Annotated in this window: 25 protein-coding genes; 15 read left to right on the top strand and 10 right to left on the bottom strand. The window is 67.8% G+C overall.

The window, feature by feature from the left end; genetic code table 11:
• Window positions 1–92: 92 nt before the first annotated feature.
• Genes RHM57_RS09445 through RHM57_RS09430 form a run of 4 tightly spaced genes read right to left on the bottom strand, consistent with a single transcriptional unit; the run spans window position 93 to window position 4,883 of the window.
• Window positions 93–1,451, bottom strand: coding sequence for a sulfate adenylyltransferase subunit 1 (locus RHM57_RS09445; RefSeq protein ID WP_134447565.1), 1,359 nt, complete (start codon window positions 1,449–1,451; stop codon window positions 93–95).
• Window positions 1,451–2,380 (bottom strand): sulfate adenylyltransferase subunit CysD, encoded by a 930-nt coding sequence (gene cysD / locus RHM57_RS09440; protein ID WP_322189849.1) that lies wholly within the window; start codon window positions 2,378–2,380, stop codon window positions 1,451–1,453. Before cysD ends, RHM57_RS09445 begins: the two co-directional genes overlap by 1 nt.
• A gap of 35 nt (window positions 2,381–2,415) precedes the next feature.
• Complete coding sequence (locus RHM57_RS09435; protein ID WP_322135644.1) at window positions 2,416–3,177, bottom strand: phosphoadenylyl-sulfate reductase; 762 nt, start codon at window positions 3,175–3,177, stop codon at window positions 2,416–2,418.
• On the bottom strand, window positions 3,174–4,883 hold the full coding sequence (locus RHM57_RS09430) for a nitrite/sulfite reductase (RefSeq protein WP_322189789.1): 1,710 nt from the start codon (window positions 4,881–4,883) through the stop codon (window positions 3,174–3,176). Before RHM57_RS09430 ends, RHM57_RS09435 begins: the two co-directional genes overlap by 4 nt.
• Window positions 4,884–5,131: 248 nt before the next feature.
• Between RHM57_RS09430 and RHM57_RS09425 the strand changes: the two genes are divergently transcribed.
• Window positions 5,132–5,686: a dihydrofolate reductase family protein gene (locus RHM57_RS09425; protein WP_134560764.1), complete on the top strand. Its 555-nt coding sequence runs from the start codon at window positions 5,132–5,134 to the stop codon at window positions 5,684–5,686.
• A gap of 68 nt (window positions 5,687–5,754) precedes the next feature.
• Here RHM57_RS09425 and RHM57_RS09420 read toward each other — a convergent pair whose 3' ends face one another.
• From RHM57_RS09420 to RHM57_RS09405, 4 genes are all read right to left on the bottom strand, one after another.
• Window positions 5,755–7,029: an MFS transporter gene (locus RHM57_RS09420; protein WP_322189788.1), complete on the bottom strand. Its 1,275-nt coding sequence runs from the start codon at window positions 7,027–7,029 to the stop codon at window positions 5,755–5,757.
• Window positions 7,026–7,607, bottom strand: a complete 582-nt coding sequence (locus tag RHM57_RS09415; protein WP_134447575.1) for a helix-turn-helix domain-containing protein — start codon at window positions 7,605–7,607, stop codon at window positions 7,026–7,028. The genes RHM57_RS09420 and RHM57_RS09415 overlap by 4 nt, the downstream gene beginning before the upstream one ends.
• An 89-nt stretch (window positions 7,608–7,696) precedes the next feature.
• Entirely contained in the window at window positions 7,697–8,434 is a 738-nt protein-coding gene (locus RHM57_RS09410; RefSeq protein WP_322189787.1) for a sirohydrochlorin chelatase, read from the bottom strand.
• An 88-nt stretch (window positions 8,435–8,522) separates the two neighbouring features.
• Window positions 8,523–9,935, bottom strand: coding sequence for an FAD-binding oxidoreductase (locus tag RHM57_RS09405; protein WP_322189786.1), 1,413 nt, complete (start codon window positions 9,933–9,935; stop codon window positions 8,523–8,525).
• A 149-nt stretch (window positions 9,936–10,084) separates the two neighbouring features.
• On the opposite strand from RHM57_RS09405, the gene ftsY reads away from it, so the two are divergent.
• From ftsY to RHM57_RS09385, 4 genes are all read left to right on the top strand, one after another.
• On the top strand, window positions 10,085–10,960 hold the full coding sequence (gene ftsY, locus RHM57_RS09400; RefSeq protein WP_134447580.1) for a signal recognition particle-docking protein FtsY: 876 nt from the start codon (window positions 10,085–10,087) through the stop codon (window positions 10,958–10,960).
• A 7-nt stretch (window positions 10,961–10,967) separates the two neighbouring features.
• On the top strand, window positions 10,968–11,471 hold the full coding sequence (locus RHM57_RS09395; RefSeq protein WP_134447581.1) for a DUF2004 domain-containing protein: 504 nt from the start codon (window positions 10,968–10,970) through the stop codon (window positions 11,469–11,471).
• 40 nt (window positions 11,472–11,511) lie between these two features.
• A complete protein-coding gene (gene ffh / locus RHM57_RS09390) occupies window positions 11,512–13,104 on the top strand; it encodes a signal recognition particle protein (RefSeq protein ID WP_134447582.1) in 1,593 nt (530 codons plus the stop codon).
• A gap of 94 nt (window positions 13,105–13,198) precedes the next feature.
• On the top strand, window positions 13,199–13,990 hold the full coding sequence (locus tag RHM57_RS09385; RefSeq protein ID WP_134560945.1) for an LLM class F420-dependent oxidoreductase: 792 nt from the start codon (window positions 13,199–13,201) through the stop codon (window positions 13,988–13,990).
• Here the strand turns inward: RHM57_RS09385 and RHM57_RS09380 are convergent.
• A complete protein-coding gene (locus RHM57_RS09380; RefSeq protein ID WP_134447585.1) occupies window positions 13,987–15,126 on the bottom strand; it encodes a glutamate--cysteine ligase in 1,140 nt (379 codons plus the stop codon). The genes RHM57_RS09385 and RHM57_RS09380 overlap by 4 nt on opposite strands.
• A 280-nt stretch (window positions 15,127–15,406) precedes the next feature.
• Between RHM57_RS09380 and rpsP the strand changes: the two genes are divergently transcribed.
• The 10 genes from rpsP (at window position 15,407) to RHM57_RS09330 (ending at window position 21,376) form a co-directional block, all read left to right on the top strand.
• Window positions 15,407–15,826 carry a 30S ribosomal protein S16 gene (gene rpsP, locus RHM57_RS09375; protein ID WP_134447587.1) on the top strand — a complete coding sequence of 140 codons (420 nt, stop codon included), beginning with the start codon at window positions 15,407–15,409 and terminating at the stop codon, window positions 15,824–15,826.
• A 2-nt stretch (window positions 15,827–15,828) separates the two neighbouring features.
• Window positions 15,829–16,065, top strand: a complete 237-nt coding sequence (locus tag RHM57_RS09370) for an RNA-binding protein (RefSeq protein WP_134447589.1) — start codon at window positions 15,829–15,831, stop codon at window positions 16,063–16,065.
• A 16-nt stretch (window positions 16,066–16,081) separates the two neighbouring features.
• Window positions 16,082–16,756, top strand: a complete 675-nt coding sequence (gene rimM, locus RHM57_RS09365) for a ribosome maturation factor RimM (protein WP_241975527.1) — start codon at window positions 16,082–16,084, stop codon at window positions 16,754–16,756.
• Window positions 16,757–16,848: 92 nt separating this feature from the next.
• The gene (locus tag RHM57_RS09360) at window positions 16,849–17,718 is read left to right on the top strand and encodes a formate/nitrite transporter family protein (RefSeq protein WP_322189785.1); all 870 of its coding nucleotides are present in this window, start codon (window positions 16,849–16,851) and stop codon (window positions 17,716–17,718) included.
• Between the two features lie 9 nt (window positions 17,719–17,727).
• Window positions 17,728–18,504, top strand: a complete 777-nt coding sequence (trmD, locus tag RHM57_RS09355; protein ID WP_134447595.1) for a tRNA (guanosine(37)-N1)-methyltransferase TrmD — start codon at window positions 17,728–17,730, stop codon at window positions 18,502–18,504.
• 9 nt (window positions 18,505–18,513) lie between these two features.
• Window positions 18,514–19,029 (top strand): MFS transporter, encoded by a 516-nt coding sequence (locus RHM57_RS09350; RefSeq protein ID WP_322189784.1) that lies wholly within the window; start codon window positions 18,514–18,516, stop codon window positions 19,027–19,029.
• Window positions 19,030–19,214: 185 nt separating this feature from the next.
• Window positions 19,215–19,559 carry a 50S ribosomal protein L19 gene (gene rplS / locus RHM57_RS09345; RefSeq protein ID WP_134447599.1) on the top strand — a complete coding sequence of 115 codons (345 nt, stop codon included), beginning with the start codon at window positions 19,215–19,217 and terminating at the stop codon, window positions 19,557–19,559.
• A gap of 86 nt (window positions 19,560–19,645) precedes the next feature.
• Window positions 19,646–20,395 (top strand): signal peptidase I, encoded by a 750-nt coding sequence (gene lepB, locus RHM57_RS09340; RefSeq protein WP_134447601.1) that lies wholly within the window; start codon window positions 19,646–19,648, stop codon window positions 20,393–20,395.
• Window positions 20,396–21,040 (top strand): ribonuclease HII, encoded by a 645-nt coding sequence (locus RHM57_RS09335; protein ID WP_134447603.1) that lies wholly within the window; start codon window positions 20,396–20,398, stop codon window positions 21,038–21,040.
• Window positions 21,041–21,052: 12 nt separating this feature from the next.
• Entirely contained in the window at window positions 21,053–21,376 is a 324-nt protein-coding gene (locus tag RHM57_RS09330) for a DUF2469 family protein (protein WP_134447605.1), read from the top strand.
• 13 nt (window positions 21,377–21,389) lie between these two features.
• Here the strand turns inward: RHM57_RS09330 and RHM57_RS09325 are convergent, their stop codons facing one another.
• Window positions 21,390–21,830, bottom strand: coding sequence for a nitroreductase family deazaflavin-dependent oxidoreductase (locus RHM57_RS09325; protein ID WP_134447607.1), 441 nt, complete (start codon window positions 21,828–21,830; stop codon window positions 21,390–21,392).
• Window positions 21,831–21,896: the final 66 nt, after the last annotated feature.

Genomic DNA, 21,896 nt, shown 5'->3' with positions numbered 1-21,896 from the left:
CGCGGCAGGCGCGGTGTTTGTGCTGACGCTGATGCCCTGCGGCCGGTTCCCTGAACCGTCGGTGCGGTCGCGCTCTGTCACGGACACGGCGCTCACCGTGCTCCAGAGCCGGTGACGATCCCTGCGGCGAGGGTGGCACCGTCCTGCGCGTTGATCACGAGGAACGCGCCGGAACGGCGGTTCTCGGTGAAGGTCTCGATCGGCAGCGGAGCCGCGAGGCGCAGGCCGACCTCGCCGATGTCGTTGACCTCGAGGCTGCCGGCCGGTTCGAGTTCGAGCGTGTCGAGGTTGAGGCGCCCGGTGACGGCGGCTACGAGGGCCTGGACGGTGTTCGTGCCGAACTTGACCAGGGTGCGGTCGCCCGGCCTGAGTGCCCGCGGGTCCAGCCAGAACAACGCGGCGGTGAGTTCCCTGGTCGATTCGGGCAGGGTGCCCGCTGCGCCGATGACCGCACCGCGGGCGATGTCGAGGTCGTCGGAGAGGCGCACGGCGATCGACATCGGTGCGAACGCCTCGGTGAGTTCGATGCCGGCGAAGTCGATGCCGGTCACGACGGTCGTCGCCCCGCCCGGGGCGACGCTCACGCTGTCGCCGACCCGGACGGTGCCCGAAGCGACCTGCCCGGCGTACGCCCGGTAGTCGCGGAAGGAGTCGGCATCCTCCGGTGCGACGGCGACGGCGCCCTGGGGCCGGAGCACGAGCTGAACGGGCAGCCGGAACGCCTCGATCGCGGTCTCGACCTCGTCGACGACCGGGAGGCTCTCGAGCAGTTCGAGCAGGCTCGGCCCGTCGTACCAGGGGGTCCGTGGCGAACGGTCGACGACGTTGTCTCCGACGAGCGCAGAGACGGGCAGCACGTGCACGGCACCGAGGCCGAGATCGGCCGTGACGGCGCGCACCGATGCTGCGACCGCTGCGAACGCGGACTCGTCGTAGTCGAGGAGGTCGATCTTGTTGACCGCGATGATCACATGCGGCACGCGCAGCAGGGACACCACGGAGAGGTGCCGCCTGGTCTGCTCGAGCACGCCCTTGCGCGCGTCGATGAGCATGATCACGGCGTCGGCCGTCGTAGCGCCGGTGACCATGTTGCGGGTGTACTGCACGTGCCCGGGGCAGTCGGCGAGGATGAAGGAGCGGCGCGCTGTCGCGAAGTAGCGGTACGCGACGTCGATCGTGATGCCCTGCTCGCGTTCGGCGCGGAGGCCGTCGGTGAGCAGCGCGAAGTCGATGCCGCCGTCGTCGCCGCCGAAGCCGCGCTCCGTGGACGTTCGGGTGACGGACTCGAGCTGGTCGGCGAGGATCGCCTTCGAGTCGTGCAGGAGACGCCCGACGAGGGTCGACTTGCCGTCGTCGACGGAGCCGGCGGTCGCGAACCGGAACAGGGTTCCCGGGGCGTCTGCGCCGTCGTGGGTGCCGGCATCCGCCGGGCTGAGGAGTGCCTGAGTCATCAGAAGTACCCGTCCTTCTTGCGGTCTTCCATGGCCGCTTCGGAGATGCGGTCGTCGGCGCGCGTCGCGCCGCGTTCGGTGATGGTGGAGAGGGCGACCTCGCGCACGACGGCGGCGACGGATGCGGCGTCCGATTCGACGGCGCCGGTGCAGCTCATGTCGCCGACCGTGCGGTAGCGGACGGTGCGGGTCTCGACTGCTTCGCCCGGGCGCGGCTCTGAGACGGGGCCGATCGCCCGCCACATGCCGTCGCGGCGGAAGACCTCGCGCTCGTGGGCGTAGTACAGCGGCGGCAGTTCGATGCCCTCGCGTTCGATGTAGCGCCAGACGTTGTACTCCGTCCAGTTGCTGATCGGGAACGCGCGCACGTGCTGGCCGACCGTGTGACGGCCGTTGTAGAGGTTCCAGAGTTCGGGGCGCTGGTTGCGGGGATCCCACTGGCCGAATTCGTCGCGGAGCGAGAGGATGCGCTCCTTCGCGCGGGCCTTGTCCTCGTCGCGGCGGGCGCCGCCGAAGACCGCGTCGTGGCGGCCTGCGGCGATCCCGTCGAGGAGCGGGAGCGTCTGAAGCGGGTTGCGGGTGCCGTCGGCGCGCTCCTGCAGGCGGCCGTCGTCGATGTAGTCCTGGACCTTCGCGACGGTGAGGCGGAGGCCGAGGCGCGCGACCGTCGCGTCCCGGAACGCGAGGACCTCTGGGAAGTTGTGGCCGGTGTCCACGTGCAACAGCCCGAACGGCACCTTGCCGGGCCAGAAGGACTTCGCGGCGAGGTGCAGCACGACGACGGAGTCCTTGCCGCCGGAGAACAGCAGGACGGGACGTTCGAATTCTGCGACGACCTCACGGATGATGTGGATCGCCTCGCTCTCGAGCACGTCGAGCTGGGAAAGCCGGTGGCTCCCGGCCGCCTGCACGGGCGGCGCGGATGTCATGGCGGTCGTGGTGGTCGTGGCTGTCGTGACGGCGTTCACTCGTGGAGCCCGCATTCTGTCTTGGCCAGGTTCGCCCAGCGTCCGGATCGGGGATCGTCGCCAGCGGCGACGGGCTTCGTGCACGGCGCGCAGCCGATGGAGGGGTACCCCTGCTCGAGCAGCGGGTTCACCGGAACCTGGTGGTAGCCGGCGTAGTCGAGGATGTCGTCGAAGCTCCACGCCGCGAGCGGGTTGACCTTGACGAGGCCGTTGCGCTCGTCCCAGGTCACGAGCGGGGTGTTCGCCCGGGTCGGTGCCTCGTCGCGTCGCACGCCGGTGAACCAGAGTTCGTAGCCCGTGAGCGAGCGCTGCAGGGGTTCGACCTTGCGCATCGCGCAGCAGAGGTTCGGGTCGCGGCTGAAGAGTTCCGCGCCGTGCTCGGCGTCCTGTTCCGGGACGGTCTTCGCGGGGAGCACGTCGACGATCCGCACCGGGAGAAGCCGGGCGACGGTGTCGCGGGTCTCGTAGGTCTCGGCGAAGTGGTACCCGGTGTCGAGGAAGAGCACGTCCACGCCGGGCAGCTGCGCGGCGACGACGTGCGGGAGGACGGCGTCGGCCATCGAGCACGCGACGGCGACGTGGGCGACGGGGAAGTTCGCCGCGACCCAGGCGACGACCTCGGCGTAGCCGGCCTCGCCGAGCTCAGCGGCTCCGCGGGCGGCGAGCGCCTTGAGTTCCTCGGCGCTCCGCCGGGGAGCGACGGCCGTCGTGGTGACGGTCGTGGGTCCGGTTCCGGTTCCGGTTGTGGTGTCGCTCATTGCAGGGCCTCCTCGTCGGCTCGGTGCGCCCAGACGGCAAAGGTCTCTGTCTCGCCGCGGTCGGCGAGGAAGCGGAGCACAATGCGTTCGACGTAGTCGGCGATGTCGTCAGCGGTCACCTTGAGGCCGCGGACGGTTCGGCCGAGACCGGCCTCTTCGCGGTCCTGCGAGGCGAGGCCGCCGCCGAGGTGCACCTGGAAGCCGGGGACCTGACCGCCGTTCCCGTCGGGGAGGAGCTGGCCCTTGAGCCCGATGTCCGCCGTCTGGATACGGGCGCAGGAGTTCGGGCAGCCGTTGACGTGCAGGCTGATCGGCTGGGGGACGTCGATGGACGCGAGCCGCTTCTCGAGCTCGAGCACGGCATCCGTCGCAGACTTCTTGGTCTCGACGATCGCGAGCTTGCAATACTCGATGCCCGTGCAGGCGATCGTCGACCGGCGGAACAGGCTCGGGCGCGCGGCGAGGCCGATCTCGTCGAGGGCCACGATCAGGGATTCGACGTTCTCCTCCGGGATGTCGAGGAGCACGAGCTTCTGGTGCGGGGTCGTGCGCAACCGGGTCGAGCCGTTCGCCTCGAGCAGGTCGGCGAGGCTGAGCAGGGTCGGGCCGGAGACGCGGCCGACGAACGGGGTGACACCGATGTAGTAGCGGCCGTCGGTCTGCTTGTGCACGCCGACGTGGTCGCCTGCGCGGGTGGGCGGCGGGGCGGCCGGGCCGTCGGGCAGCGATGAATCGAGGAACTCGTCTTCGAGGATCTTCCGGAACTTCTCGGGTCCCCAGTCGGCGAGCAGGAACTTGAGGCGGGCTTTGTTGCGCAGGCGCCGGTAGCCGTAATCGCGGAACAGGCTCGCGACGCCGTGCCAGACCTCGGCGACCCGGTCGGGAGTGATGAAGACGCCGAGCCGCTCGGCGAGGCGTGGGGCGGTGGAAAGGCCGCCGCCGACCCAGAGATCGAAGCCGACGCCGAGTTCGGGGTGCTCGACCGCGACGTAGGAGATGTCGTTGATCTCGTGCACGACGTCCTGGCTGGGACTTCCGGTGATGGCCGTCTTGAACTTCCGCGGCAGGTTCGCGAGGCTCTCGTCGCCGATGTAGCGTGCGGTGATGTCGGTGATCAGCCCGCTCGGGTCGATCAGTTCGTCCGCGGCGATGCCGGCGACGGGGGAGCCGAGGATGACGCGGGGTACGTCGCCGCAGGCCTCCGTGGTCTGCAGCCCGACCGCTTCGAGGCGGGTCCAGATCTCGGGGACGTCCTCGATCCGGATCCAGTGCAGCTGGATGTTCTGCCGGTCGGTGAGGTCGGCGGAGTCGCGGCCGAATTCATGGGAGATCTCGCCGATGACCCGGAGCTGGGTGGTCGTGAGCTGGCCGCCGTCGATGCGCACCCGCAACATGAAGTACTTGTCTTCGAGCTCGTGCGGCTCGAGGGTCGCGGTCTTGCCGCCGTCGATACCGGGCTTCCGCTGCGTGTAGAGGCCCCACCAGCGCATCCGGCCGTGCAGGTCGGTCCCCTCGATCGAATCGAAACCCTGCTTCGAGTAGATGTTCTCGACTCGCTCGCGGACGCTCAGGCCGCCGTCCTCCTGCTTCCAGGCTTCGTTGCCGTTGAGGGGGGCGGTTCCGTCCACCTTCCACTGGCCGTTGGGACGGCCGGCCTGGCGGTGGGGCCTGGCCGGCGTGGCCGCTTCGGTCTGGTTCGGTGACACGGGATCCTCCTTCGGCGCCGGCACAGCGCGAGCCATAGAGCAGCGTGAGCCGGGGTGCGTTGAAAGAATCTATCGAGAATGAGGTGGAATCACTCGTGTGCGTCGTAACGACCAGTCATGCACCGTAGCAGAGCGTCACACGGATGCGTCTGGCGGCATCCGCTCCTATAGTGTCGGTCGTTGCCGTAACGGCCCCTGTCCTGTTCTGGTCCCTGTCCGCTGTCGGAGGGTGGGCATAGTCTCGCCCCATGACCCAGGTGATCTACAACACGGCGACCTCGTTCACCGGCTTCATCGCGGACGAGTCGAATTCGCTGAGCTGGCTCTTCGCCGTCGACACGGCGGGACTCGAAGACCAGGACCTCTTTCTCGCCGGCATCGGCGTTGTCGTGGAGGGCTCCACGACATACGAGTGGGTGCTGCGTGAGGAGGAGCTGCTCGCCAATCCGCACAAGTGGCGGGAGTTCTACGGCGACCGTCCCACGTTCGTCTTCACCTCGCGCGACCTGCCAACGCCGGACGGGGCAGACGTGCGTTTTGTGCGCGGGAACGTCGCTGCGGCACTGCCGGCGATTCTCGCCGCTGCGGGGGAGAAAGACGTGTGGGTGGTCGGTGGGGGCGACCTGGCCGGCCAGTTCCTCGATGCCGACGCCCTCGACACGATCATGCTCTCGGTGGCGCCGGTCGCCCTGCCCGGTGGGGCACCGCTGCTGCCCAGGAGGGTGGAGTCCGACCGCCTCGAGCTCGTGAGTGCGACGGCCCAGGGCCAGTTCGCGATCCTCACCTATCGCGTGCGCCGTTAGCCGCGTCTCGCCGGCGCCGCCACTGTTCCGTGCCGCCGACCGCCGCGTCTGTCTTCGCAGGCCGCACCCTAAGCGGCGGGCGCGTGCTGCGAAAACGGGCGCGGTTCCATCTCCCGGAAGACCGGGATGCCGAGCGGCAGGAGGGTGACGACCACATAGAGCACGCCGATGATGAAGAAGGAGGCCTGCAGACCGACGGTGTCGGCGCCGATTCCGCCGAGCAGGGCCCCTGCAGGTACGCCGGCCCAGGCCCCGGCGTTGATCAGCCCGAACACCCGTGCGCGCATGCCCTCTGGTACTCGTTCCAACTCGACCGTGCCGAGAATCGGGTTGACGGCACCCGCGGCGACGCCGGAGAGGGCTGTCGCCGCGATCAGCCACGGGAAGGGGAGTCCGGCCGCGAACGCGAAGAGAGACGGACCTCCGGCGAGGGCGAAGCAAACCGAGAACGTGACCCGTCGCGGCAGCCGGTGCGCGAAGAACCCGAAGACGACGGTTCCGAGCAGCGCGCCTCCGCCCATCACGGCCACGAGTACCCCGAATGCCGCGGCGCCGCCCAACGAATCGTGGGCGTAGAGCGGAAGCAGGGAGGAGCCGCGGGCGGCGTCGAACACGTTGGTGACGAGAACCAGGAGCACGACCGCACGCAGGAGCGGATCGCGCGTGACGAACCGGAAACCCCCAGCGAGTGCCGACCAGTAGCCATCGTTTGCCGGGAGCTCGGCCGCGGCGGGCATCCGCTCGCCGGTGAGGGGACGCGCGACGAACAGCCAGGTGATGATCGCCGAGAGCGCGAAGGTGCCCGCGTTGACGAAGAGGGCGTTCAGGGGGCCGATGCCGGCGATCAGGATGCCGCCGAGCGGGGCGCCGAGGAGGCGGGCGAGGCGTTCGGCTCCGTCGAGGAACCCGACGGAGCGTTCGAGACGGACGTGCGCCTCGGCAGAGAACGCGGGCAGCAGGACCCGCCGCGCGGTCTGGCCGGGGGTGTCGAGGAGGCCGCTCAGGAAGACCAGGGCGAGCAGGCCCCAGAACGGGAGTCCGATCGTGAGCGCGAGGACGGGGATGGCGAGAACGGTCACCCCGCTGATCAGGTCGGCGAGGATGCTGGCGCGCCGGTAGCCGATCCGGTCGACGACGACCCCGCCGAGGGGGCCGCCGATGATGACCGGCGCCGTCGCGAAGAATGCCGCGGTGCCGACCTCGATCCCCGTTCCGCCCGTCGCGAGCACATAGAACGGAACCGCAAAGAGAGTGACGACGTTCCCGGTCTGAGACACGACGTGCGCCGCGAGCAGTGCGGTGAGAGACCGCAGCGCGCGGGTGGTCGCGACGGTCTTCGTCACGGGGTTCGGTAGGCCTGGTACACCAGGCTGACCCGCTCGGAGCCGTCCGCTTCGGTGTGGGCGGCGCTGAGTGCCAGGAACTTCTCGGTGATGACCTCGAGATCCTTCCGCAGCTCCGCGAGCTCGGCGACCGTGAGGCGCAGCCCTCGGTCGGAACTGGGGGCTGCACGCACCCAGTCCACGGGAAGAGCGGGCACGTTGTCGAGGTAGTGCGTGAAGTTGGCGGCGTAGATCTGCACGATCGCGCGCTGGAGAGCGGTCGATGCTGCCAGTGCCGCGGGGTCGCCGAGCAGGTCCGCCGGCTCCCAGGATGTGAGCGCGTGGCTCGACCGCCACCAGCGTTCGCGGCGATCGGTGCCAACGTCCGCGGCCTCCTGGATCAAACCGATGGACGCGAGTTTGGCCAGGTGGTAGCTCACGGTGCCCGGGGCCTCGTCGACGATGTCGCCGAGCAGGGCGGCGGTCTGGGGGCCGAGCTCGCGCAGGAGGCCGAGCAGACGCAGCCGGGTCGGGTGAGCCAGGACGCGCATGGATGCTGCGCTCGTGAGGTGTGCGGTACCACCGGTTTCAGGAGACATGCCGCCACGCTATCTCCACAACAACTATTGCGCAATAACTGTTGTGTTATTTGTTGGGGACGGGGAGTCGTGTCCTGAGGTGCAGACGGTCAGTCGGCGGAGGCGGCGGTGAGTGCGGTGCGATAGCGGTCGGTGACGACGGCGACGAGAAGCGGGCTCGCCGGCTCGGTGGGGAGGAGCAGGGGCGCCGTGACGGCATCCGCTCCTGCCTTCTCGACCAGCCGTTGGAAGAAGCCAGGGGCCAGCAGATAACTGCTCACCACGACCCGACGGCCGGGCCGCAGGATCCGCTCGATCGTGATGGCGCACGCGAGGCGTGGGCGCGCGGCGGACAGGAAACCGAGGGCGACATGGCGTCCGGCGGCGAGGGACAGCCGCTCGGCGACGACGCGGCACGCGGCGACTGCGCGGGCGTCGCTCGAGCCCGCGACCGCGAGCACGAGCGAGTCGTCGGCGTGGAGTGCGACCTCGTCGAGTCGTTCGCGGAGGAGCTTGATGAGGCGGTCGTCGGGTCCGAGCGCCTCGGTCAGGATGACCGAACGCGCGGAGGCCTCGGTTTCGCCGGTCACGGCATCGGTGAGATCGACGTAGACGTGGTATCCGGCGGACAGCAGCAACGGGACCACGACGGCCGGCACACCGGCCGGGAGCGTCGCCAGCGTCGAGGGTGCGTCAGGCTGCTGGACGTCGACATAGCCGAGGGCGGTGAGGAGCTCGGGTTCCGCCAGGGTCACGGCAGCCATGAGCCCGGCGACGGCCGCCTGCCCGGCCGCGGACGAGGTGCCATGGGCGATGCCGACGAGGGCGGGAGTGGTTGAGGCCGTCACCCCTCTATTCTGCACGCGCAGGCCGTTCGCGTGGCGACCGGTTGCCCGGTTCGGTTCGCTGCTTCCCTGTCCCGCCCGGTCGTGCTCGTCAGTCCGTGTCCGTGGTCGCGGCGGCCCCGGGCCCGAGGGGCCGGTTGCCGACGAAGATCCCGCCGGGATCGAGCCTGCGCTTGACGTTCGCGAGGCGCTCGAGCGATTCAGGAGGGAAACTGAAGGTCAGATCCTGGCCGGCGGTGAGGAAGGTCGGGAGGGTCAGGCCGAGGGTGCTCCCCTCGAGCGCCCGGCGGAGCGGACCGAACACGGCCTCCGGGTCGGCGGGCCGCTGTTCCGTGAGGAACGAACCGGCGAAGGCCAGGAAACGTGCGTCGAGACGGCCGGCGACCGCCGCCGCATCCGCCCCCTGCTCGGCAATGGCACCGCCGAGGGCACGCAGGCCGAGAACGGTCAGGCCCGCAGGAGTGGCCTCCTGGAAGGCCCGCGCGAGGGCGCCGAGGCCCGCTTCGTCTCCACCGGCGAAGGACGTGATCGCGGCCGTCCACTCGATTGTGGCGGCCGGTTCGGTCGGTTCGGCCGCGACCTCGGCGAGGTGCCCGATCGTGAACGGCCGGGTCTCGTCGGCGAGCACCGGTGCGCTTGCGAGCAGCGGTGCGAGGAGGGGCGCGGCGTCCTCAGCGGTTCCGACGAAGACCACCTCGGCGCTCGCGATCGTCTGGCCGCGGAGCGGCGCGGGCACCTGTTCGATGTCGGGCAGATTGGTCAGGCCGAAGAAGATACTCAACTCGGGCGGGGCATCCGCCATGATCGCCGCAACGCTACCGAAGACGGTCCCTGCGGCGGACGCGGGGAAGACGATCGTTCCGCCGAAGAGGTCGGGAGCCGCATACAGGTCGATCTCGAGCGTGGTCACGATGCCGAACAGCCCGCCGCCGCCGCGCAGCGCCCACAGCAGTTCCGGATCGCTGTCCGCGGTGACCCGGCGCGGCTCGCCCCCTGCGTCGACGAGTTCGACCGCACGGATGCTGCGGGCCGCGATCCCGCGCCAGCGGCTGAACCAGGAGTGACCGCCCCCGAGGACGTGACCTGCGACGCTCACATCGGGATTGGACCCGGCGAGCGCCACGAGCCCGGAACCATCGAGGCGGCTCAGCAGGGCACCCCAGGACACGCCGGAGCCGACCCTGGCCACGCGTCGTTTCTGATCGATCACGATCTCGTCGAACGCGCTCGTGCGGACGAGGATGCATCCGGCGAGGTCGCCGCTCGGGCCGTGTCCGCGCGGCTGCACCACCACCCGGTGCCCGTCGGCGCGGGCGGCGGCGAGGATCCGCCTCAGGTCCTCCGGCCCGGCCGGGTACGCGACGGCGACCGGCCGTTGGTCGATCGCGAGGTTCCAGGGGGCGCGGGCACTGTCCCAGTCATCGTCGTATGCACGGACGAGCCTGCCGTCCATGGCCTCCGCGAGGTCGGTGAGCGCGCGGTCGGACGGAGATTCAGGTGTCATCATTCCTCCACAACGAGTCGGAAACGCGTACACGGCCGAGTCTCGGCCTATCCCGCCACGCAGCCAACCCCGCGACTGAAACCGCGGCCGACCCGGTGTCGATGGCACGCTCGCGCCCGGAGGCGGGGTCCCGCGCTTAGGGTAGAGACATGGCAGAACGCACCCCGTGGTCACTCTCCGGCGCATTGCGCGGCATGTTCGCGAAGAAGACGATCGACGCCGACACCTGGGACGACCTCGAGGACGCACTCATCCAGGCCGACTTCGGCCCCCAGATCACCGAGGACATCGTCGCTGACCTGCGCGCCAAGGTCGCCAGGTACCACACGACAGACCCGGCCGACCTGCAGCGGATGCTGCGCGAAGGCCTCGAGGAACGCCTCTCCCGGCTCGACTCGACCCTCAACCTCAGCGCGCGCCCCGCCGTCGTGCTCGTCGTCGGCGTGAACGGCGTCGGGAAGACCACCACGATCGGCAAGTTCGCCAAGTTCCTGCGCGTCTATGACCGCAGCGTGCTGATCGGGGCTGCGGACACGTTCCGGGCCGCCGCTGTCGAGCAGCTCGCCACCTGGGCCGAACGCGCGGGCGCCGAGATCGTGAAGCCGCAGGCCCAGGGCCAGGACCCGGCATCCGTCGCCTTTCAGACCGTGGAGCGCGCGATCGCGACCGGCACCGAGATCGTGATCATCGACACAGCCGGCCGCCTGCAGACCAAGGGCGGCCTGATGGACGAGCTGACCAAGATCCGTCGCGTCATCGAGAAGCAGACGCCGATCGCCGAGGTGCTGCTCGTGCTCGATGCGACCACCGGCCAGAACGGGCTGGCCCAGGCCGAGGCGTTCATCGAGCACGCCGGGGTCACCGGGCTTGTGCTCACGAAGCTCGACGGGTCCGCCAAGGGCGGATTCGTGCTCGCGGTGCAGGAGAAGACCGGTATTCCGATCAAGCTCGTCGGCCAGGGCGAGGGCATCAACGACCTCACCGGATTCACCCCGCACGTCTTCGCGCAAAAACTCGTCGGATAGGACGACCATGACCATCGAACACGATTTCTTCGGAATCCTCGGCAGCGACGACGAAGGCGAGATCTACTGGTCGGATTCGGCGGAACTGGGCGACCAGGACATCGAGATCGACCTCAGCTCGCCCGATGAGTCCTCGGTTTCCGTCGAGGCGCTCGACATCGCGGCGTTCATGATCAATTCCCTCGAAGACCTCGACTCGCAGGCCCGCGAATCGCTCGTCGCCGAACTCAGCGCCGAGGGGTCCGTCACCGCGCTCTACATCAACCAGTGCCTCGAGGAACTCGATGAGGAGGTCATCGACGACGCCCTGATCTGGGACTCCGGCGACAAGCAGATCGACTTCCTCCGCTCCATCCAGCTGCAGCGGATCGGCTTCCACCCGCACCACATCAAGAACGACGAGCACTTCGCGGTGCTCGACTATTCGATCAGCCCCACCGAGACCGACGCCCTGATCGTCGTGACGCTCGACGTACACGGCGACACGATCGTGATCTCGCTCGACAGCTGAGGATTCGAGACCGGGCAACACCGGTTAAAGTAGAACCACAATGGCTACTTTTGGAAACCTCTCAGATCGCCTGGCCGAGACGTTCAAGAATCTCCGCACCAAGGGCAAGCTCAGTGCGGCGGATGTCGACGGCACCGTGCGCGAGATCCGTCGCGCCCTCCTCGACGCCGACGTCGCCCTTGACGTCGTCAAGGACTTCACCGCGCAGGTGCGCGAGCGCGCCCTCGGCGACGAGGTCAGCAAGGCGCTCAACCCGGCCCAGCAGGTCGTGCAGATCGTCAACGAGGAACTCATCCGCATCCTCGGCGGCCAGCAGCGCCGTCTCGAGTTCGCGAAGAAGCCGCCGACCATCATCATGCTCGCCGGCCTTCAGGGCGCGGGCAAGACCACCCTCGCCGGCAAGCTGGCGAAGTGGCTCGCCAAGGACGGGCACACCCCGATCCTCGTCGCCGCCGACCTCCAGCGTCCGAATGCCGTCACCCAGCTCCAGGTCGTGGGGCAGCAGGCCGGCGTGCCCGTGTACGCACCAGAACCGGGCAATGGCGTCGGCAATCCCGTCACGGTCGCCCGCGACGGCGTGAAGTTCGCCCAGCAGAAGCTCCACGACGTGGTCATCGTCGACACGGCCGGCCGTCTCGGCGTCGACGCCGAGATGATGAAGCAGGCCGCAGACATCCGCCGGGCCATCGACCCCGACGAGGTCCTCTTCGTGATCGACGCGATGATCGGCCAGGACGCCGTCGCGACCGCGAAGGCGTTCCAGGACGGCGTCGACTTCACCGGCGTCGTGCTGACCAAGCTCGATGGTGACGCCCGCGGTGGCGCAGCCCTCTCGGTCGCCTCGATGACGGGACGCCCGATCATGTTCGCGTCGACGGGTGAGAGCCTCGACGACTTCGAGCCCTTCCACCCCGACCGGATGGCGAGCCGGATCCTCGACCTCGGTGACATCCTCACTCTGATCGAACAGGCCCAGGGCGCCTTCGACGAGGACGAGGCGCGCAAGCTCGCCGAGAAGTTCCAGACCGACACCTTCACCCTCGACGACTTCCTCGGCCAGATGCAGCAGCTGCGCAACATGGGCTCGATCAAGAAGATGATGAGCATGCTCCCGGGCGCCGGGGCCATGAAACAGCAGCTCGAGAATTTCGACGAGCGCGAGATCGTGCGCACAGAGGCCATCATCCAGTCGATGACCAAGGCCGAGCGCACCACTCCGAAACTCCTGAACGGATCACGCCGGCTGCGCATCGCGCGGGGCTCCGGCTCGAGCGTGACCGAGGTGAACCAGCTCGTGCAGCGCTTCGAGCAGGCCGCGAAGATGATGAAGACCGTCGCCCGCGGTGGAATGCCGAACATCCCCGGCATGGGGCCGATGCCCGGCCTCGGCGGTGGGCGCGGCAAGCCCCAGCAGGCGAAGAAGAAGGGCTCGAAGTCGGGCAACCCGGCCAAGCGTGCTGCGGAGAACCTCGCGATCGCGTCCGGTGAGAAGCCGGCGGGCGCCGGCGCTGAGGCACCGACCGGCGGCGGCACCGGTTTCGGCCTCGGCGGCCGCAAGCCGGCAGTCGCCGGCAAGCCCGGCGGTCCCACCGACGAGGAAATGGCCGCCCTGCAGAAGATGCTCGGCCGGTAACCGTACCGCTCCCTGTACCTTTCCGGTCGAGAGTGACCGCTCAGCGGGTAACTCTCGACCGGACAGGTATACCTCGGGCGTTTAGGCTGGTCGCATGACACTCACGAAGCCCGGTCCCGTCCGCATCGGCGCGCAGGTGGCGCCCCAGCACGCCGAGTACACGAAGATCCGCGACACCGTCGCAGAGGTCGAAGCACTCGGCACCGATGTCGCCTTCAACTGGGACCACTTCTTCCCGCTTTCCGGTGACCCGGACGGGCTGCACTTCGAATCCTGGACGATCCTCGCCGCGTGGGCTGAGCAGACCTCCCGGATCGAGATCGGCGCCCTCGTCAACTGCAACAGCTACCGCAACCCCGACCTGCAGGCCGACATGGCCCGCACGATCGACCACATCAGCGGCGGCCGCTTCATCTTCGGCACCGGCTCCGGCTGGTTCGAGCGCGACTACGACGAGTACGGCTACGAGTTCGGCACCGTCGGCAGCCGGCTCGACGCCCTCGCGGAGAACCTCCCACGCATCGAGGCGCGCTGGGGCAAGCTCAACCCGCCGCCCACCCGGAAGATCCCGGTGCTGATCGGCGGAGGTGGGGAGAAGAAGACCCTGCGCATCGTCGCCAAGCACGCCGACATCTGGCATTCCTTCTCGAGCCCCGAGGTACTCGAGCACAAGCTCGGCGTCCTCGCAGACTGGTGCGCGACGGTCGGGCGCGACCCGGCCGAGATCGAGGTGTCCACGGAGCTGCGCGGCCGCACGGTCGACGAGGCAGACGAGCTCTATGCGCTCGGGGCCCGCCTATTCACGATCGGGCTCTCCGGGCCGGCGTATGACCTCGCCCCGCTGACGGACTGGCTGGCCTGGCGCGACGCCAAGAACGCCGCCTAAACGGGCAAGGTGCCGCCGCGGAGTTCCGCGCTGAGCGCGGCCACTACGGCGGGCAGGCTGCCGCCGTTCGCCGCGGCGACGCGCAGCTGGCGCTGGTAGCTTGCGCCGGCATCCAGGATGCCGTTCAGCTGCAGCAGTTCGGTGAGGCAACCGAGGCGTTCCGCGGTGGGGGAGAGCACGCCGATCAGCCGGCGCACGTCGTCGGTCACGAGTCGTTCGGCGCCGCTCGAGTCGAGGATGATCTCCGCATCGAGCCCATATCGCGACGCACGCCACTTGTTCTCGCGCACGAACCACGGCTGCATGCTCGGGACCGGGCGTCCTGCGTCGAGCTCGGTGGACATCCACTCGACGAGGCACTGGATGAGCGCGGCGATCGCCCCGAGTTCGGTGGCCGTCGACACGCCGTCGCAGGCGCGAATCTCGATGGTGCCCCAGCGGGCAGAGGGGCGGATGTCCCAGCGCACCTCGGTCATGTCGTCGATGATCCCGGTTCGGGTCATGTCCTCGACATACCGTTCCCAGCTCGCCCAGTCCTCGAGGATCCAGGGCAGCCCCGCCGTCGGCAGCTGCTGGAACATCTGCGCGCGATTCGACGCATAACCGGTCTCGACGCCCGCCCAGAACGGACTGGACGCCGAGAGCGCCTGCAAGTGCGGGAGATAGCCGAGCAGGCCGTTCAGGATCGGGATGACCTTGTCGCGGTCCTCGATGCCGACGTGCACGTGGATGCCCCAGATCATCATGTTCCGGCCCCACCACTGGGTGCGGTCGATGAGCTTGTGGTACCGCTCCTTGTCCGTGACCTCCTGGTCGAACCACTGGCCGAACGGATGCGAGCCGCTGCAGATGAGGTCGACGCCCCGTGGGTCCGTGATCGCCCTGACCTCGTCGACCTGGCCGTAGACATCCGCAACGGCGCCCGCCACGGTCGTGTGAACACCGGAGACGAGCTCGACGGTGTTGAGCAGCAGCTCTCCGGTGATGTGCGGGTGCGGCGACCCGTCGGGGCCGCGCAGGGCATCGAGCACCTCGTCGGCGATGCAGACGAGGTCACCGGTCGACCGGTCGACGAGCGCGATCTCCCATTCGATGCCGATCGTCGATCGCGCTGATCGGGCGAATTCGATTCCCACGTGCGGTCCTTTGGTCGCGTGGCACCCGGCTGGGTGCTGGTCACAATCCTGACACCGATTGCAGGCGGCCTCCCGCACGAACGCGGAATCCGCTTTCGGCGGACACCCGGTGCCCGGTCGATTATCACATTGGGGCCGACATCTGACAGAATAATTAGTCGAGTTCTCCTGCGCCCGACCCTCTACTCTGACGCAGGAAAAAACCATCTTGAGCTTGTGCCGAGTGTGCCCCCACGCTCACGGCCCTCAGTTCGCCAAAAATCAAATACACAGGAGAATTGTGGCTGTCAAAATCCGTCTGAAGCGCATGGGCAAGATTCGTGCGCCGTACTACCGCATCGTTGTGGCCGACTCGCGCACCAAGCGCGACGGTCGCGTCATTGAAGAAATCGGCATCTACCACCCCACGCAGGAGCCCTCGGTCATCGAGATCAAGTCCGAGCGTGCACTGTACTGGCTCGGCGTTGGCGCCCTGCCCACCGAGCAGGTTGAGGCTCTCCTCAAGCTGACCGGCGACTGGGGCAAGTTCAAGGGTGACAAGAACGCCGTCAGCACCGTCAAGATCAAAGAGGCCAAGGTCGCTTTCGTCGCCGACGAGAAGAAGAAGCCGGTTCTCAAGCCCAAGGCTGAGAAGCCCGTTGTCAAGGAAGAGGCGCCCGTCGCCGAAGCCGCTGACGCAACAGAAGAGGACAAGGCGTAATTTTGCTCGCACCCGCGCTTGAGCACCTCGTCAAGGGAATCGTTGACCACCCGGACGATGTGCACGTTGCTGCCCAGAACTCACCGCGTGGCGAGGTGCTCGAGGTTCGCGTGAACCCCGAGGACCTCGGCCGCGTCATCGGTCGTTCCGGACGGACCGCAAAGGCCCTGCGCACCCTTGTGGCTGCCCTGGCCGATGGCAAGCGCGTGCGGGTCGACGTCGTCGACACCGATTTCTGAGCCGGCGGTGAGCCTCGTGAACGACACTCTGGTACCCAGAGCCCAGTCGCCCCGAGCCCAGCTGCGGGTTGGTCGCCTGACCAAGGCCCATGGCCTCAAGGGCGCCATCAAGCTCGAACTGTTCACGGATGACCCGGGGCGACGTTTCGTCCCGGGCGCCGTGTTCACGCTTCAGGTTCCAACCGGGTCCCCGTGGCACGGTAAGAAGATCGAGCTCGTCGAGCTCCGCTGGTACAACCAGCACGCCGTCGGCTTCTTCAAGGATGTCCCCGACCGGGAAGCGGCTGAGGCACTCGCCAAGGCCATCCTGTGGATCGACCAGGACGACGACGAAGAATCCGACGAAGAAGACGCCTGGTACGACCACCAGCTCGTCGGCCTCAAGGTCGTGCGTGACGGGGTGCAGATCGGTACCATCGGCCGTCTCGAACACCTTCCGGCCCAGGACCTCCTGATCGTCAAGACCGCGACCGGTGACGTCATGGTGCCCTTCGTGAAGGCAATCGTTCCCTCCGTCGACATCGCGACGGGTATCGTCACGATCACCCCTCCGCCCGGACTGCTCGAAGAGCTCCCCGAGGAGCCGGACGACGAGCCCGAAGCCCCGCTCGAAGCGGATGGCGCACCGCACGAACCCGACGCCGGTGCCGAGCCGGACGCCGAGCACACACCAGACCAGAACGGCGCATAGGCGCGACCGGGATCAACCCGGGGGAAGGCGCGCCGCGCCCGCTGGCTCCTCCACTCCCCACGACGCGGCAGCCCTTGCAAGGAGAACCGCCTGTGTCGTACGTCCAGCCCGACAAACTCATCGATGACATCATTCATTCGGGTGTCGTTAAATCGAACCTGACCATTAAGCAGATGATCATCCGCGGAACCCTGTCCGGGGCGATCCTGGGCGCGGCAACGGCGGTGTCCCTGACCGCGGCCGCCCAGACCGGGCTTCCCATCGTGGGCGCCGTGCTGTTCCCGGTCGGATTCGCCATTATCCTGCTGCTCGGACTCGAGCTCGTCACGGGAAGCTTCGCGCTGATCCCGCTCGCGATCCTCGAGGGACGAACGACCATTAAAAAGGGCCTCACCAATTTCGGTGTCGTCATCGCCGCCCACCTGTTCGGCGCCGTGCTCTTCGGCTTCCTCTACGTCGTCTCGATCACCTACATGGGCACCGTGACCACAGACCCGATGGTCCAGGCCATCGTGCATCTAGCCGAGCACAAGGTTCTGCCGTATGAAGCGGTCGGCCCTGGCGGAATCGTCGTCGCGATCATCAAGGCGATGCTCTGTAACTGGATGGTCGCGATCGGCACGATCATGTTCTACACGTCGAAGTCCACCGCAGGAAAGATCCTCGCGATGTGGCTTCCGGTCACGATCTTCTTCAGCCTCGGACTCGAGCACGCGATCGTGAACATGTTCGTCATCCCCGCCGGCATGATGCTCGGCGCCCCGATCAGCATCGGCCAGTGGCTGCTCTGGAACCAGATCCCCGTTCTCGTCGGCAACCTGCTCGGTGCGATCCTTTTCACCGCCCTGCCGGTGTACTTCTCGCACCGCACCCGGGTCAACCGTGCCGCCCACCTGGAAGCGAGCGCTACGACCTCGACCGACGCCGAAACCGCGGACGAGTCCGTTCCCGTCCACGCCTAGGCTTTCTTCGTGCGCATCGATATCCTCACCATCTTCCCGGAGTTCTTCTCTGTCCTCGACGTCTCCCTGCTCGGCAAGGCCAGGCAGTCCGGACTCATCGAGGTGCTCGTGCACAACCTGCGCGACCACACCCACGACCGGCACAACACCGTCGACGACACCCCGTACGGCGGCGGCGCCGGCATGGTGATGAAGCCGGAACCCTGGGGCGAGGCTCTCGACGCGATCCTCGACGAGACCACCGGCGCGCCCACTGAAGCTGGCGGCGACGCGGCAGCGGATGCCACGGCGAACGACGCAGGGCCGCTCCTGATCTTCCCGTCCCCGGCCGGCGACCTCTTCACCCAGAAGATGGCCCGCGAACTGGCCGCGGAACCGCACCTCGTCTTCGGCTGCGGGCGATACGAAGGCATCGACCAACGCGTCTTCGACCACTTCGCCTCCCGCGGGCGCGTCAGGCTGGTCAGCCTCGGCGACTATGTGCTCAACGGGGGAGAGGTCGCGGTGATGGCCATGATCGAGGCCGTCGGCCGGCTCATCCCCGGCATGGTCGGCAACCCGGAGAGCCTCGTCGAGGAGTCCCACGAGGACGGACTCCTCGAATACCCGAGCTACACCAAGCCGTCCAGCTGGCGCGGTCTCGACGTGCCCCCGGTGCTCCTGAGCGGCAACCACGGTGCCATCGCTACGTGGCGCCACGACCAGCAGCTCGAGCGCACCATGCGGGTCCGGCCCGACCTTCTGCCTCCAGCGAACGCAGAGCCAGCCGAAGGCGTCCGCGAGTAGTCTGGCTTCGTGTTCCTACGCAGGGTCTTCTATCGCTGGCAATTCCTTGCCGTGCTCGTGCTTCCGGCGTGGCTCCTGATCGGCGCGTCCCTCTTCAAGTCGAGCGGATGGGCCGTGCTCGGCAGCTTCTTCGGCGGCATCGTGCTCGGCCTCGGCCTGCTGGCCGTCGCCCTGCTCTTCTTCGCCCGCACCGAGGTGCGACTGGAGCGGGCGGTGTCCTGGCGTGACGTCGGCGTGCTCACCCTGTGGCACGCCCTGATCGTGGCCTCCGGCTTCACGGCGGGTGCGAGCTGGCTGCCGTTCCTGGTCGTGCTCGTCGGGCTCGCAGCCTTCTGGTTCGCCATCTGGGAGCTCTTCGTGAGTGCCAGGAGCCGGATGCAGGCGATGATCGTGCTGATCGACGAGACCGCCAGAGGTGGCGCCCCGACCGAACCGGCCGCGGGAGAGCATCCGTCGCCCATCGGCTTCGAACCCACCCCGGACCCGTCGGTCATCGTCGTGCGGGAGAAGCCGAAAGACACCTAGCCGGCCCGGTTTTGCCGGAGGCGCGGATCGTGACATAATCAGCGATTGTGCCGTAGCATGCCTCTGCCACAGGGGAGCTGCACCGTTCGGCACGGTCTTAACCTCATCAGTCGTCGCCCAGCACGTGTGTGCGCGGGCGACCTCAGCCGTCTTCGTCCTGTGGCGGATACAGAGAGCGAACAAATATGCATATTCTCGACCAGGTGGATGCCCCATCACTCCGGAAGGACATCCCGGCGTTCCGTGCCGGCGATACCGTCAAGGTTCACGTCAACATCGTTGAAGGCGCACGCTCGCGCGTGCAGGTCTTCCAGGGTGTCGTCATCGGCCGTTCCGGCGAAGGCGTCCGCGAAACGTTCTGCGTTCGCAAGGTCAGCTTCCAGGTCGGCGTCGAGCGTACCTTCCCGGTGCACTCCCCGGTTATCGACCACATTGAGGTCGTCACCCGCGGAGACGTGCGTCGCGCGAAGCTGTACTACCTGCGCAACCTGCGTGGCAAGAAGGCCAAGATCAAGGAAAAGCGCGACTAAGACTCGTCACACCCGATTCCCAGCCCCGGCTGCGTTTCACCCTGAGCTCCTGACCCGTACACTGGGTCAGGAGCTCAGGCGGTTTAATGACAGACAATTCTCTGCCCACGCGATCGGATCGCCTGGCATCAGAAGCACCACAGCGCGGCAAGCGCGGCGTTGCGATCTTCTTTCGCGACCTCTTGATCATTTTTGTGGTGGCGCTGCTCATCTCGTTCCTGATCAAGACCTTCCTCGTCCGGTCGTTCTACATCCCCTCGGGGTCGATGGAGAACACCCTCCTGGTCAACGACCGCATCATCGTGAACGAGCTGGAACCGAAGCTCATGCCCATCCAGCGCGGTGACGTCGTCGTGTTCCGCGATCCCGGCGGGTGGCTCCTCCCGCAGGCTGCCGTGCAGCAGAACCCCGTCGCCGCCGGCCTTGACTGGCTCCTTTCCGTCGTCGGCCTCTCCGCGCCGGACAGCAACGACCACCTGATCAAGCGCGTCATCGGACTGCCCGGCGACCACGTCAGCTGCTGCAACGCCCTCGGCCAGCTGAGCGTCAACGACGTGCCCCTCTCTGAGCCGTATGTGAACCTCCCTGCCGGGGCGAGCGCCGTGTCCAAGGACAACTTCGACGTCGTCGTACCGGAGAACTCGCTCTGGGTGATGGGCGACAACCGGTACAACTCCAAGGACTCCCGGTACAACGGGGACACCCCTGGCAAGGGCTTCGTGCCGATCGACAACGTCGTCGGCCGCGCCCTCGTGATCAGCTGGCCGCTGTCCCGCTGGACCTGGCTCGACGACTACCCGGAAGTCTTCCGAGGGGTTTCCCCGGAGACGAAGTAGATGGCCGTCTGCGATCCGACCCTCGAGGTCGAGCTCGGCCTGCTCGCCGAAGGCGCGAGCTGCGTGATCGGCTGCGACGAGGTCGGACGTGGTGCCCTCGCTGGACCGGTCGGGGTCGGCGTCGCCGCGATCGACGGCACGCACGGCACGATGCCGGTCGGTCTCCGCGACTCGAAGATGCTCAGCGAGCGGCGCCGTGAGGCCCTCGCACCGCTCGCGGTCGCCTGGGTGCTGCACTCCGCGGTCGGACTCGCCTCCGCGAAGGAGGTGGACGAGATCGGCATCATCGCCGCACTCGGGCTCGCGGGCAAACGGGCCCTCGCCGAACTGTTCGCCGCCGGCGTGGACGTCCGGGGGAGCGTCGTGCTGCTCGACGGCAACGACGACTACCTCAACAAGGCCCTCGCGACGCCCCTCTCCGTGCTGACCCGGATCAAGGCCGACCAGGACTGTGCGTCCGTGTCCGCGGCGTCCGTGATCGCGAAGGTGCACCGCGACCGGCTGATGATCGCAGCGGATGCGGTCACGCCCGGCTACGGGTGGGCGGGCAACAAGGGCTACGGCAGTGCGGAGCACATGGCTGCGATCGGGCGCCTCGGACCGACAGGGCTCCATCGCAAATCGTGGCTGACCATCTCAGCGTAGGATTGTCTCACCATGGAAGAAGAAGAGTTCGAAGACTACGACCGCGAGGTCGAGTTGGCCCTGTACCGCGAATATCGGGATGTCGTCGGGCAGTTCCAGTACGTCGTCGAGACGGAACGGCGCTTCTACCTGGCCAATGAGGTCGAACTCGTGCGCCGGGACACCGAGCACGACTTCTACTTCGAACTGAACATGAAGGACGTCTGGGTCTGGGACGTGTACCGGTCGGACCGTTTCGTGAAGTCCGTGCGCGTGCTGACGTTCAAGGACGTCAACGTCGAGGAACTCGCCTCGAAGGAATTCGAACTGCCCAAGGAACTCGCGCTCGACGAGTAGCCGGCTGGTCGTTCTAGCGGGGCTCGCAGACCACGACGGGGATGTCCCGGCTGGTTTTCTGCTGGTAGCCCTCGTACCCCTTGTATGCGGCGACGATCTGCGGCCAGAGTTCCGCCTTCTCCGCTGCTTCTGCCGTGCGTGCCCTCAGCTTTTTCGTCGTGCCGTGCACGGTGAGTTCGACGTCGGGGTTCGCAACGAGGTTGAGGTACCACTGCGGGTTCCGGTCGCTGCCGCCCTTCGAGGCGATCAGCACGAAGCGGTTCCGGTCGTGGATCGGGGCCGTGAGCATGGTCGTGCGGCGCTTGCCCGTCGAGCGGCCGATCGTGTGCAGTTCGACCACCGGGATCGGCCCGAACGAGGCGAGCAAACGTCCACCGGATGCCTTGAGCACGGCCCGGTGCATCAGGCTCATCGTCTTCATGCCGAGGTCGACCAACCTGTCGCGTAGTCCCATGGGTCCAGCCTAGTAACCTGCATCGGTGCCGGTGCCGGTGCACGCGGGAACCCGGGTTCCGCGCGG

It is taken from the genome of Cryobacterium sp. 10S3 (assembly GCF_034344045.1).
Classification (GTDB): domain Bacteria; phylum Actinomycetota; class Actinomycetes; order Actinomycetales; family Microbacteriaceae; genus Cryobacterium; species Cryobacterium glucosi.
This window is presented reverse-complemented; position numbering and strand designations above follow the sequence as displayed.